The organism is Amycolatopsis sp. NBC_01488 (assembly GCF_036227105.1).
Lineage (GTDB): Bacteria > Actinomycetota > Actinomycetes > Mycobacteriales > Pseudonocardiaceae > Amycolatopsis.
This window is the reverse complement of record NZ_CP109434.1, coordinates 1,378,294-1,390,168: the sequence shown is the minus strand read 5'-3', so window position 1 is coordinate 1,390,168 and position 11,875 is coordinate 1,378,294. Positions and strand designations below refer to the sequence as shown.

Below are 11,875 nucleotides of genomic sequence, written 5' to 3'. Positions count from 1 at the left end.
GCACCTCTTGGTGAACGACCGAGTAGCTTGCACGTTAGGGGGACTCTCATATGGTGGACACATGCCTGAGATCGACGCTGCCCGGCTGAGCGCGGCACTCAAGGATCGGTACGCGAAGATCGACGTCGTGGAGCGCACCGGCTCCACCAACGCCGACCTGCGGAAAGCCGTCGATCAGGGCGCCGCGGACCGGACCGTCCTGCTCGCCGAAGAACAGACCGCGGGGGTGGGTCGCCGGGCCCGGACGTGGAGCTCGCCGAAGGGCGCCGGGCTGTACCTCAGCGTGGCGCTGCGGCCGGGCGTCCCGTTCACGGCGCTGGGCTCACTCTCCCTCGTCGCCGGGCTCGCCGTCCGGGCGGCCGCGGCCGGCGTCGGGGTCGACGCCGTGCTGAAGTGGCCCAACGACGTCCTCTCCGGCGGCGCCAAGTGCGCCGGGATCCTCGCCGAGGCCGTCGCCGGGGACCCGCCGTCGCTCGTGCTCGGCATCGGCCTGAACGTGCTGCCCCTCGGTGACGTCCAGCCGGGTCCCGGCGGCCTGCCCGCGACGTCGCTCGCCGAGCTGGGTGCCACGAACACCGACCGCACCGACGTCGCGATCGCGCTGCTCACCGAGCTCGACGAGCGGGAGAAGCGCTGGCGGCTCGCGGGCGGCGACCTCACCGAGGCGGGCCTGCTGGGCGACTACCGCGCCCACTGCGCCACCCTCGGCCAGGACGTCGAGGTGCAGCTGCCGGACGGCACCTCGCTCACCGGCCGCGCCGCCGACATCGACGCCGCCGGCCAGCTCCAGGTCGACACGACCGGCGGCCGGCGGCACACCGTCTTCGCGGGTGACGTGGTCCACGTCCGCCCGGCCTGATTCTTCGGGGCGTTGCACGCACCGGCCGGGCGTCTCGCCGGTACGGTGAAGCGACATCGCCGCACCGACCTTGGGAGCGTCCGCCGTGGCTTATCCGGATGATTTGCTCAGCGAGCAAGAGCACGTCGTGGTGCACAGTCATCCGCACTTCAAGATGCTGATCTTCCCGACGCTCGCGTTCCTGGTCACCCTGGGCGCGGGCAGCTGGCTGGCGATCCTCGCGAAGGACGCCGGCTCGCCGTGGAACACGGTCGGGCTGATCGCCATCGGGGTCGTCGCCCTCGTGCTGATCGTGTGGCTGTTCCTGGCACCGCTCGTGCGCTGGCGCACCACCCACTTCATCGTGACCACCGACCGCCTCATCGCCCGCGAAGGCGTCCTCAAGCGCACCGGCATCGACATCCCGATGGGCCGGATCAACAGCGTCCAGTTCGAGCACGGCCTGCTCGACCGGGTCTTCGGCTGCGGCACCCTGATCATCGAGTCGGCGTCGGACGAGCCGCTGCGGTTCGAGGACATCCCGCACGTCGAGAAGGTGCACACGGTGATCTACCGCGAGGTCAACGACAACCCGTACGACGACTACCGGCCGGGCTCCCAGGCCGCTCCCGGCCCCCAGCAGACCGAGCCGCTGCCGCCCCAGGGCGGTCGTCCGCAGCGCGGCGACCGACGCCGCTGATGGGCACGCGCGAACTGGGCCTGCCCGAGCGGGTCCCCTCGGCGGGTGACCTGCCGGAGCGGGTCACGATCTGGGAGGTCGGCCCGCGGGACGGGCTGCAGAACGAGAAGACGATCGTCCCGGTCGAGGTCAAGCTGGAGTTCCTCGACCGGCTCGCGGGTGCCGGCCTGACCACGCTGGAGGCGACCAGCTTCGTGCACCCCCAGTGGGTGCCGCAGCTGGCCGACGCCGAGCAGCTGCTGGCCGGGCTCGACCGCCGCGAAGGCGTCCGCTACCCGGTGCTGGTGCCGAACGAGAAGGGCCTGAACCGCGCTCTCGACGCCGGCGTCGAGCACATCGCGATCTTCGCCAGCGCGACCGAGACATTCGCCCGGAAGAACCTCAACTCGTCGCTCGACGAGCAGTTCGCGATGTTCGAGCCGGTCGTGACGCGGGCCCGGGAAGCCGGCCTGGACGTGCGCGGCTACCTCTCGATGTGCTTCGGCGACCCGTGGGAGGGCGCCGTGCCGGCCAAGCAGGTCGCCGACGCCGGCCGCCGCCTGCTGGACATGGGGTGCTCGCAGCTTTCGCTGGGCGACACCATCGGCGTCGCGACCGCGGGCCAGGTCGAGAACCTCGTCGGGCTGTTCGGCGATGTCGGTACTTTGGCCGTGCACTTCCACGACACCTACGGTCAGGCTCTCGCCAACACGCTGGCGGCGCTCCGATGTGGAGTGTCGACAGTGGACTCTTCGGCCGGCGGGCTCGGCGGCTGCCCGTACGCCGAGTCGGCCACGGGGAACCTGGCCACCGAAGACCTGGTGTGGATGCTGGACGGCCTCGGGGTGGCTACCGGCGTCGACCTGGACGCGCTGGTGGCGGCCAGTGCCTGGATGGCGGGACAGCTCGGCCGCCCGAGCCCGTCCCGCGTGGTCGCCGCGTTGAGCTGACCTCGCCCGCACCCGCACGTGCGGCGTGCGGTATCAAGGGGGACCGGCAGCGCCGCGGCCGCGTCGAACAGAGTGCCCGCGGGCACCGACCGAGCCGGAGGATGGGTGTGACCGAGCCTTCCGAGGCGGGCTCCGAACCGGTCGAGGCCGACCTCGACACCGGACCGATCCGGCTGCCCGGGTACGGCCTGACGGATTCGGGCGCCTTCGAAGAGGCGCCGACCCCGCCCTCGGGCCACCCCGCGGCGTGGCCGCACGCGGTGTCGCCGCTGCTGCCGCCGTTCCCGCTGCCCCCGGCCCCGCCCGTCCCGGCCCCGCCCGCCCCGGCGCCGGCCGGGCCACCGCCCCCGGTGGCCGGCCCGCCGCCGAACCCGGGCTCGCCCGCGCCGCTGCCGCCGCTCGGCTCGCCGCGCAAGGAGCGGGAAAGCGTTGTCGCGCTGTTCCTCGTGCACATGTTCCCGATCGGGCACCTGCCGGTGGCGATGGACAAGCCGGCGCTGCAGCTGCCGCTGCCCGACGACCCGGACGGCTTCGGCCCGAACGACCACCCGGACGCCCGGCTCATCTTCGACGACCAGGCGCTCACCAACGTCACCGCCGGGTTCCGCCGGTCGCCGACCGCGCCACCGCGGCCGGTGCCGCGGCACCTGACCGAGGGCTACGTGCCGTACGCCCACGCGACGCAGGCGGTGTGGATCCGCCGGTTCGTCGTCGGGCACAGCGAGCTCGGGCCGGAGTACGCGTGGCCGCCGGGCGAGATGTTCCCCGAGGGCAGCGTCGACCACGCCGAACCGGTGATGGTCCCGGCCAACACCGTGCTCGACCGCTTCGGCCCGGCGTACGGCCGCGTGTTCTTCGCCGACGGGACACCGTTCGCGGAACGCTCGCTGCCGCCCGGGATGCTGGACGCGGAGTACCGCCGGTACGTCGTCGTGCGCGCGGTGCCGATGTGGCGGTCGGAGACCGCGAACTGGTTCGGCCAGGTCGGCGGGGGTACCCGGTACCGTGCCCTGCTGGCCGCCGACGAGCTCGTGACCCTCGGCTACCTCGCCGAGGCCAAGGGGGAAGAGGACTGATGAACACGCAGTCGATCCAGCGCTGGCTGGGCGTGCTGGGCGTGCCGCCGGAGGTCGTCTCCCTGGGCGCCGAGGTCGACAACGCCTGGTGCCTGATGCAGGGCGAGGACGAGGCGTGGGAGGTCTTCTGGCGGGAGCAGGGCAACCGCTACGACTGGGCGCGGTTCACCAGCGAGCAGGTGGCGTGCCACTACCTCTTCGGCCGGCTGGCCTGGGCGCAGGTCGCCCGCGGCGCCGTCGGCCTGCTGCCCGGGTCGTGAGTGAGAAACAGCGTTGGAACGCTGTTTCTCACTCACGACCTCGTCAGGACACCGCGTAGGTGAAGATGTGCGCCTGTCCTGCGCCGGGGGTGGGCAGGGTGATGCTGCGGACCTGCTTCGCCGGGTCGAGAGCGATCGGCGCCGTCGCGAACAGGTACGACGTGTACGGCCGCTGCAGCCGGAACATGTACCTCGGGAACGCCGAGTTCACGTACGGCACCTTCGCGACGACCGTGTTCCCGAACTGCGGCGTCTCGTCACCGCCCTTCAGCAGCCACTCCGACAGGCCCAGGGCCCCTTGCTGCGTCGAGCCGTCGGTGTAGGTGACGGTCACCGTGCCCTGCGCGTCCGATCCGGTCGCCGCGCCGAGGAACGACAGCTTCGTCGCGCCCTTCGCAGCGTCCACCGCAAGCGTTTGCCCGGCCGCGATCACGTTGTCCGGTGAGCCCGTCGGGCTCGACGGCCAGCGGAACTGCTGCCCGTTGGCCGTCACCACGCCGCCCGGCGTGATGCCGTTCGCGGCGAAGCCCTGCGCGGAGTAGGAGAACGCGAACCCGCCCGGGTAGAGGTCGGTTTCGCCGAAGTCGCCGTACTGGACGAGCTTGTCGTCCGTGACGCCGACGTTCGTGTCCGCCGCGTGCAGTGTCCCCGGGTTCCCGACCGTCACCGGCAGGTACGCGGGCACCTGCTGCCCGCTGAAGGTCACCGGCACGCTCGTGAACGCGTCCGGGGTCCCGGCCGCCGCGGTCACGTTCACCTGCTGTGCCGCGGATCCGTGCGCGCCCACGGTGAGCGTCCCGCTCGACGGCGTCACGGTGATCCCGGCCGGCGGCTTCGCCTGCCACGTCACCTTGCCCTGGCCGGTGATGCCCTCCGCGGTCACCGTGGCGCTGGTGGTCCCGCCGGGCGCGACGACGATCCGGCCGGGGCCGACGCGGCCGCGCACCGGCACCTCGCCGTCGCGGAAGGACGGCGGTGCGTCCGAAGCGCCGGAACCCCACGACGTCGGGGACGCGCCGAGCGTGAAGTCGAGCCGTCCGCCGTTCACCGCGAACGACTCCGGCAGCCACGGTTTCGTGCTCGGCTTGCCGTTCAGGCGAAGGCTCTGCACGTACTTCACCGAACTGGACGCGCCGGGCGCGGTGATCGAGATCCGCTGCCCGGTCTCGCGGGTCAGGGTGATCTTCGGGAACATCGGGCTGGCCAGCACCATCTCGGCGCGGCCGGGCGCCTCCGGGTACATGCCGAGCGCGGCGAAGACGTACCACGCCGACGTCGCGCCGAGGTCGTCGTTGCCGGGCAGGCCGTCCTCGGTCGGCTTGAACAGCAGCTCCGCCGAGCGGCGCACGATGTCCTGCGTCTTCGACGGCGCGCCCGCGTAGGCGTACTCCCACGGCACCTCGAACGACGGCTCGTTCGACATGAAGGCGTACGGGGAATTGGCGTCGCTGTTCAGCTTCGTGAAGAAGAAGTCGAGACGCTTCTTCACGGCGTCGTCGCCGCCCATCGCGTCGAAGAGGCCGCGGACGTCGTACGGCACCATCCACGTGTACTGCGCCGCGTTCCCTTCCTGGTAGCGCATTTCCTGGTACTGCGCGGGATCGAACGGCGAGAGGAACTGCCCGTCGCGCATCCGGGTCTGCAGGTAGCCGGTCGCCGGGTTGTAGACGTTCTCCCAGTACTGCGCCCGCGACATGAACTGCTGGTAGGTGCTCTGCTGACCGAGTCGCTGAGCCAGCTGGGCGATGCCGAAGTCGGCCGTCGTCTCCTCGAGCATGTCCGAGACGTTGTTGGGGTGGTAGCCCAGCGCCAGGTAGTCGGACAGGCCGGGCCGCTCGAGCGCGCGTTCGCCGGCCTGCTGGACGCGCGTCGCGCCGTTGACCATCGACTTCAGCGCTTGCGACGCGTCGAAGTCCGTGGCGCCGAAGGCGTACGTGCTGGCGATGATCGAGTGGTAGGGGTCGCCGCCCATCACGCCCATGAAGTCGTTGTTCTGCGACCAGCGGTCCCAGATCCCGCCCGCCTGGTTCGCCTGGTTGAGCATCGACTGCGCCATGTCGGCGGCCTCGTGCGGGGCGAGCATCGACAGCAGCTGGACCTCGTCGCGGTAGGTGTCCCAGCCGGAGAAGTTGGCGTACTGCGCGTGGCCGGGCTTCGTGCGGTGGACCGCCTTGTCGAAGCCCGCGTAGCGACCGTCCACATCGGAAAAGACGTTCGGCTGCATGAGCGTGTGGTAGAGCGCGGTGTAGAACGTGCGGGTCGCCGCGTCCGTGCCGCCCTCGACGGCGATCTGCCGCAGGCGGTCGTTCCAGGTCCGGCGCGCGTTGTCCTTGACCGCGTCGAACGAGTCGTGCCGCTGCTCGGCGGCGACGTTGAGCCGCGCGCCGTCCATGTCCACATAGGACAATCCGACGCGCACCTGGACCGGCTTGGCCGGGTCGAAGGTCAGGTAGGCGCCCGAACCGCCGTCGGCGGTGACGACCTGCTTGTCCCAGGTGGCCTTGCTGAGGTCGCCGCCGCGGGCGCTGGTGCCGCCGGGCGTCACGGTGGCGTCCTGCCAGGTCCCGGACGTCGTGAACGGCTGGTCGAACGACGCGGTGAAGTAGACCTTGTAGGTGTTGGGGCCGCGGCAGAAGTGCCCGCTGGAGACCCAGCCTTCGACGGTGCGCCTGGCCGGGTCGACCGTCACCGAGGCGTCGTCGCTGCCCATCGCGGACTGCGCGACGTCGATGAGCAGCGTGGCGGGCGAGTTCTTCGGGAAGGTGAAGCGGCCCAGGCCGGAGCGCTGGGTCGCGGTCAGCTCCGTGGTGATGCCGGAGTCCGTCGTCACCTTGTAGTAGCCGGGGGACGCGGATTCGTTGCCGTGGCTGAAGGTGGGGAAGTACTTCGTGGCGTCGACCGCGGGGGACGTGCTCAGGTTCCCCGCGAACGGCAGGAACGGGACGTCGCCGGCCGCGCCGCCGCAGCCGGCGCCGTTGAAGTGGGTGAGGCTGAAGCCGCGGAGCTTGTTCTCCTCCCAGGCGTACCCGCCGTCGCGGTCGCGGGCGTAGTACCGGCCCTGCCCGGCGGGCGGCTTGGGCTGCAGGGGCGTGTCGGGGCTCCACTGCACCATGCCGAAGGGGACGTCGGCGCCGGGGAAGGTGTCGCCGGCGTAGGTGTTGGTCTCCGGGGTGTCGCCGGCCTTCGCGCCGGCGAACGGGTCGACGTAGGTGGCGAAGTCCCGGTTCTGGACTTCGGCGGTCGCGGGGCTGGCCACGGCCGTGATGAGGGGGACGATCAAAGCCGCGGTGACGACTCTGCGCATGCTCTTCCTCCCGGGGTGAGCGGGCCGTCCCGTGTTGACAACGTTGTCAACGGACCGGGTGACCCGGCGAGCACTGGGAGTGAACCACCGGTGGTTCAGACCGGTCAAGAAGTTCCCGCCGAGCGGCCCATCCGGTTACCGCTTGAGGGTCGCCAGTGCCTCTTCGTGCAGCCGCCCGTTCGTCGACAGCGCGCTCCCGTTGTCGTACCGCTCGACGCCGTCGAGGTCGCTGAACCGGCCGCCGGCCTCGGTGACGATCACCTGCGCCGCCGCGACGTCCCACGGGTTCACGATGCACTCCGCCGCCACGTCCAGCGCGCCTTCCGCCACCAGGACGTGGTGCCAGAAGTCGCCGAACGCGCGGGTCTCCCAGCACGCGTCCACCAGGTCCAGGTACTTCTCGCGCGAGTGGTATTCGATCCACGAGTTCAGGTCCGTCGTGGACAGATACGCGTCCGAAAGGGACGAGACGCCGGAAACCGACAGCTGCCGGGTGCCCGCCGAGTCGCTCGAGAACGCGCCCGAGCCCGTGGCCGCCCACCAGCGGCGGCCCAGCAGCGGCGCGGTGATCATGCCGACCACCGGGTCGCCGTCCTCGACGAGGGCGATCAGGGTCGCCCAGACGGGTACTCCCCGGAGGAAGTTCTTGGTGCCGTCGATCGGGTCGAGGACCCACGCCCGGCCGGTCGCCGCGGAGCCGCCGCGCTCCTCGCCGAGCACCGCGTCGCCGGGGCGTTCGGAAGCCAGCATGGCCCGGATCTCGTCCTCGACCGCGGTGTCCGCGTCGGTCACCGGGGTGCGGTCGGGCTTGCGCTCGATCCTCAGGTCCAGGGCGCGGAAGCGCGCCGTCGTGATCGCGTCGGCGGCGTCAGCCAGCCGAGTGGCGAGGGCCAGATCATCTCCGTAGCCAGGCACGGTCACGATGGTTTCACGCCCCGCCGCCGTAGAGTTGACCAGGTGAGCATGGTCCTACTTGCCGAAGACGATCCGGCCATCGCCGAACCGCTCTCCCGCGCCCTCGAACGTGAGGGATACGAGATCCACGTCGTCACCGACGGCCCTTCGGTGCTCGACGCCACCGCCGCCCAGAGAGTCGACCTGCTCGTGCTCGACCTCGGGCTGCCCGGCATGGACGGCCTGGAGGTCTGCCGGCGCCTTCGCGCCAACGGCACCGAGCTGCCCGTCCTGATGCTCACCGCGCGCACCGACGAGGTCGACTTCGTCGTCGGCCTGGACGCGGGCGCGGACGACTACGTCGCCAAGCCGTTCCGGCTCGCCGAGCTGCTCGCCCGGATCCGCGCGCTGCTGCGCCGCCGGGTGCCGGAGGTGCTCGAAGCCGGCGGCGTGCGGATGGACCTGGGCGCGCGGCTGGTCACCGTCGACCTGCACGAGGTGCAGCTGGCGAACAAGGAGTTCGAGCTGCTGCGGGTGCTGATGAGCCGCGCCGGGCAGGTCGTCAGCCGCGACGAGATCCTCGCCGAGGTGTGGAACGACCTCGAGTCGAAGACGTCCAAGACGCTCGACATGCACATGTCGTGGCTGCGGCGGAAGCTCGCCATCGCCGCCGACGAGGCCGCCGGGCGCACCAGCAAGACCCACGACGGCGAGCGGCGGATCGCGACCGTCCGCGGCGTCGGCTTCCGGTTCAACGCCGAATAAGCCGTGCGCCGTCGCATCCTGCTGGCCATCCTGCTGGCCGTGGCCGTCACCGCGGCGGTCCTCGGCATCCCGCTGGGCATCGTGGCGAGCTGGCAGATCGAGTCGAGCTACCGCGAGACGCTCGCCGAGAACGCCCGCGCGGCGGCGGCGATCCTCGACACCGAGATCGCCAACGGCCAGCAGATCGACCTCGACCAGGTCCGCGCGGCGGTCCCGGCGAACGGCCTGCTCACCGTGCAGGTCCCCGACCAGCAGGAGAAGCGCTACGGCAACGACCCGGGCGCCGACACCGTCACCGAGACGGCCGACCTCGCCCGGGACGGCAAGGTGGCCATCGCCATCCCGGCCGGCCCGATGCACGAGCGGCAGACGACGGTGACGCTGGTCGTCGTCCTGCTGGTGCTGCTCTCGGTCGGCACCGGCGCGGTGGTGGCGATCGCGACGGCGAGACGGCTGGCGAAGCCCCTGCGGCACGTCGCCGAGCGCGCGTCCCGCCTCGGCGGCGGCGACTTCCGGCCCGACCCCAGCCGCTACGGCGTCGGCGAGCTGGACATGGTCGCCGAGGCCCTCGACGCGTCCGGCACCGCGCTCGCCCAGCTCGTCCAGCGGGAACGTCAGCTCGTCGGCGACGTTTCGCACCAGCTGCGCAGCCGGCTGACGGCGTTGCAGCTGCGGCTCGAACCGCTCACCGTGCACCCGGACGAAGAGGTGGCCGACGAGTCGAAGGCGGCCCAGGAGCAGGCGGACCGGCTCGCCGAGGCGCTCGACGAGCTGCTGGCGGCGGCGCGCGCCGCCCGCGAGGTCGGCGCGGAACCGGTGGACCTGCCGACGCAGCTGCCCAAGATGGCGCAGGAGTGGCGAGAGCTGCTCCGCTCGGAGGGCCGCAACCTCCGGATGCGCGTGGCCGACGGCCTGATGGCGCGCGCGACACCGGGGCGGCTGCGCGAGGTGGTCGGTGTGCTGCTGGACAACGCCCTGCGCCACGGTTCGGGCACGGTCACGGTGGCCGCCCGCCGCGGCGACGCCGAGGGCACGGTGGTGGTCGAGGTCAGCGACACGGGCTCGGGCGTGCCGGACGAGCTGGCCCCGCACATCTTCGAGCGCGGGTTTTCCGGAGGCGGCTCGACGGGCGTCGGACTGGCACTGGCCCGCGCGTTGGTGGAGGCGGACGGCGGCCGCCTGGAGCTGTCCAACCGGCGGCCGGCGGTGTTCAGCCTGTTCTTGAAGGTGCCGCGGCCGAGTGATGTTCCCGAGGTCCGGTGGCCCGCGGAGCGCGTTCCGCGTTAGACGTCGGCCGTGACCCGCAGGACGAAACCGGCTCGGGCGGGTATGCCCAGGCTCGTCCACAACCCCGTCGGATCCGTTGTGGCCAAAGCCATCCGGATCGAGGAAGCGCTTTCGCAAGACGGCTCGGCGTCGAGCACCGCGTGCAGGGCGGCGTCGAGCAGGTCGTGCTCCTCCTCGACCTGCGCGGCCCGCGCCGTGACGAGGTAGGAAAGCGCGCAGCGGCGGGCCGCGCGCTTCCCCTCCCTCTCTTCCTCGACGGCGTCGTGCAGCGCGAAGAGGAACAGCTCCACGCTTCGCACCTGTGACTCCGTCTGCCAGGTCGGCTTCGGCGGATCGAGCCGGATCCGCGTCCCCGCCGGCAGGCAGGGCCGCAGGAGCCGGCACAGAGCCGCGTCGACCTGGGCGATCATGGGTCAGATCAACCCTTCACGCAGCGCGTACGCCACCGCGTGCGAACGGTTGCGCAGCTGGAACCGGTTGGTCACGTCGTGCAGGATGCTCTTCACCGTCCGCTGCGAATAGCACAGCTGGTCGGCGATCTCCTGCGTCGAATACCCCGCCGCGACGAGCCGGAGCACCTCCGTCTCCCGGTTGCTCATCCCGCCCAGGTGCAGGCCGCGCGGCTGGAGCACCTGGCGCTGCAGCCGGGAAACCCGGCTCAGCAGCCGGCCGAGCAGGTCGGGCGGCAGCGCGCCCTCCCCGGCCGCGGCCGCCTTGATCAACCGGACGAGCACCTCCGGCCCGGCGTCGGCGCGGCGGGCGACCGCGCAGACCCCGTGCTCGACGGCGTTCAAGATTTCGTTGTCGTCGACCTCGCCCGCGACCAGCACGATGCGGGTGAAGCCCTGGTGGTGCAGCGCGGACAGCAGCTGGGTCATCGTGTCGTCGAGCCGGTCGGCGACCAGCAGCGCGACCATGGCCGAGTCGGCTGCTTCGCCGTCCACCACGCGGACCTCGTCACGCGAACGCAGCGCCATGCAGACGCCGTTGTGCAGGATCGGATCGGTGGCGCGGACCACCACCGCCGTCCTGTCGGATTCGAACATCGTCACCCATTCCCCTCGAACGGTGCGAGGGTTTCCACCCCTCACCCCGACCACACTGCCCGCCGGGGTGTCCCGAGCGCATGGGACCGGCGTCCCTATTTGCCCGGTTGGGCGCCCGTCAGGGTCGGCCGAGTCCCGCGTCGCGGGCCCGGACGATCGCTTCGGCGCGGTCGGCGACGTGGAGCTTGGCGAAGACGTTCGAAATGTGGTTGCGCACGGTCTTCGGGCTGAGGCACAGCGTGTTCGCGATGACGCCGTTGCTACGCCCGGCCGCGATCAGGGACAGGACCTCGCGCTCGCGCACGGTCAGCTCCGGGAACACCGGCTCGCTCGTGGGCGGCGGCTGGTTGAAGAAGCCGAGGACGCGGTTCGCGATGTCCGGGCCGAAGATGGCCTCGCGCCGCGCGACCGCCTGGACGGCGCGGATGATCTCGTCCGGTTCGGCGTCTTTCAGCAGGTAGCCGCGGGCACCGGCGCGCATCGCCGCGAAGACCGACTCGCTCTCGTCGGCCATCGTCAGCATCAGCACACCGGTGTCCGGGCTCACGGCCGCGATGTGCCGGGTCGCCTGGATCCCGGACAGGTCGGGCAGGTGCAGGTCCATGACCACGACGTCGGGGAGCAACGCGCCCGCGGCGTCGACCGCGGCGGCGCCGCTGGCGGCCTCGCCGACGATCTCGATCCCGGGTTCGGCGTCCAGCAGCGTGCACACGCCGAAGCGGAACAGCGGGTGGTCGTCCACGACGAGGACGCGCAGGCCCTTGGCCATCCGGTCA

At 71.7% G+C, this 11,875-nt stretch carries 12 protein-coding genes; 7 read left to right on the top strand and 5 right to left on the bottom strand.

What is annotated here, in order from left to right:
• Positions 1-61: 61 nt before the first annotated feature.
• The 5 genes from OG738_RS06460 (at position 62) to OG738_RS06440 (ending at position 3,803) form a co-directional block, all read left to right on the top strand.
• Complete coding sequence (locus tag OG738_RS06460; protein ID WP_329052046.1) at positions 62-859, top strand: biotin--[acetyl-CoA-carboxylase] ligase; 798 nt, start codon at positions 62-64, stop codon at positions 857-859.
• An 85-nt stretch (positions 860-944) separates the two neighbouring features.
• Entirely contained in the window at positions 945-1,538 is a 594-nt protein-coding gene (locus tag OG738_RS06455; protein ID WP_329052045.1) for a PH domain-containing protein, read from the top strand.
• A complete protein-coding gene (locus tag OG738_RS06450) occupies positions 1,538-2,467 on the top strand; it encodes a hydroxymethylglutaryl-CoA lyase (RefSeq protein WP_329052043.1) in 930 nt (309 codons plus the stop codon). Before OG738_RS06455 ends, OG738_RS06450 begins: the two co-directional genes overlap by 1 nt.
• A 107-nt stretch (positions 2,468-2,574) precedes the next feature.
• Entirely contained in the window at positions 2,575-3,543 is a 969-nt protein-coding gene (locus OG738_RS06445; protein WP_329052042.1) for a TNT domain-containing protein, read from the top strand.
• Positions 3,543-3,803, top strand: coding sequence for a hypothetical protein (locus tag OG738_RS06440; RefSeq protein ID WP_003105220.1), 261 nt, complete (start codon positions 3,543-3,545; stop codon positions 3,801-3,803). The genes OG738_RS06445 and OG738_RS06440 overlap by 1 nt, the downstream gene beginning before the upstream one ends.
• A gap of 43 nt (positions 3,804-3,846) precedes the next feature.
• Here OG738_RS06440 and OG738_RS06435 read toward each other — a convergent pair whose 3' ends face one another.
• A complete protein-coding gene (locus OG738_RS06435) occupies positions 3,847-7,107 on the bottom strand; it encodes a GH92 family glycosyl hydrolase (RefSeq protein WP_329052037.1) in 3,261 nt (1,086 codons plus the stop codon).
• A 135-nt stretch (positions 7,108-7,242) separates the two neighbouring features.
• The gene (hisN, locus tag OG738_RS06430) at positions 7,243-8,028 is read right to left on the bottom strand and encodes a histidinol-phosphatase (RefSeq protein WP_329052035.1); all 786 of its coding nucleotides are present in this window, start codon (positions 8,026-8,028) and stop codon (positions 7,243-7,245) included.
• A 42-nt stretch (positions 8,029-8,070) separates the two neighbouring features.
• On the opposite strand from hisN, the gene OG738_RS06425 reads away from it, so the two are divergent.
• Both OG738_RS06425 and OG738_RS06420 read left to right on the top strand, forming a co-directional pair.
• Complete coding sequence (locus OG738_RS06425) at positions 8,071-8,766, top strand: response regulator transcription factor (protein ID WP_155549497.1); 696 nt, start codon at positions 8,071-8,073, stop codon at positions 8,764-8,766.
• Positions 8,767-8,769: 3 nt separating this feature from the next.
• A complete protein-coding gene (locus OG738_RS06420; protein WP_329052033.1) occupies positions 8,770-10,053 on the top strand; it encodes an ATP-binding protein in 1,284 nt (427 codons plus the stop codon).
• On the opposite strand, the gene OG738_RS06415 is transcribed toward OG738_RS06420, so the two are convergent.
• The 3 genes from OG738_RS06415 to OG738_RS06405 form a co-directional block, all read right to left on the bottom strand.
• On the bottom strand, positions 10,050-10,463 hold the full coding sequence (locus tag OG738_RS06415) for a Pvc16 family protein (protein WP_329052032.1): 414 nt from the start codon (positions 10,461-10,463) through the stop codon (positions 10,050-10,052). The two genes, OG738_RS06420 and OG738_RS06415, sit on opposite strands and share 4 nt — an antisense overlap.
• A gap of 3 nt (positions 10,464-10,466) precedes the next feature.
• Positions 10,467-11,099, bottom strand: coding sequence for a response regulator transcription factor (locus tag OG738_RS06410; protein ID WP_329056589.1), 633 nt, complete (start codon positions 11,097-11,099; stop codon positions 10,467-10,469).
• Between the two features lie 118 nt (positions 11,100-11,217).
• Positions 11,218-11,868 (bottom strand): response regulator transcription factor, encoded by a 651-nt coding sequence (locus OG738_RS06405; protein WP_329052029.1) that lies wholly within the window; start codon positions 11,866-11,868, stop codon positions 11,218-11,220.
• Positions 11,869-11,875 lie beyond the last annotated feature (7 nt).

Bases quoted from the DNA above. Each gene is read 5' to 3' on its own strand.
- OG738_RS06460 (WP_329052046.1), top strand. From the start codon at position 62: ATGCCTGAGATCGACGCTGCCCGGCTGAGCGCGGCACTCAAGGATCGG.
- OG738_RS06450 (WP_329052043.1), top strand. From the start codon at position 1,538: ATGGGCACGCGCGAACTGGGCCTGCCCGAGCGGGTCCCCTCGGCGGGT.
- OG738_RS06440 (WP_003105220.1), top strand. From the start codon at position 3,543: ATGAACACGCAGTCGATCCAGCGCTGGCTGGGCGTGCTGGGCGTGCCG.
- OG738_RS06435 (WP_329052037.1), bottom strand. From the start codon at position 7,107: ATGCGCAGAGTCGTCACCGCGGCTTTGATCGTCCCCCTCATCACGGCC.
- OG738_RS06425 (WP_155549497.1), top strand. From the start codon at position 8,071: ATGGTCCTACTTGCCGAAGACGATCCGGCCATCGCCGAACCGCTCTCC.
- OG738_RS06415 (WP_329052032.1), bottom strand. From the start codon at position 10,463: ATGATCGCCCAGGTCGACGCGGCTCTGTGCCGGCTCCTGCGGCCCTGC.
- OG738_RS06410 (WP_329056589.1), bottom strand. From the start codon at position 11,099: ATGTTCGAATCCGACAGGACGGCGGTGGTGGTCCGCGCCACCGATCCG.
- OG738_RS06405 (WP_329052029.1), bottom strand. From the start codon at position 11,868: ATGGCCAAGGGCCTGCGCGTCCTCGTCGTGGACGACCACCCGCTGTTC.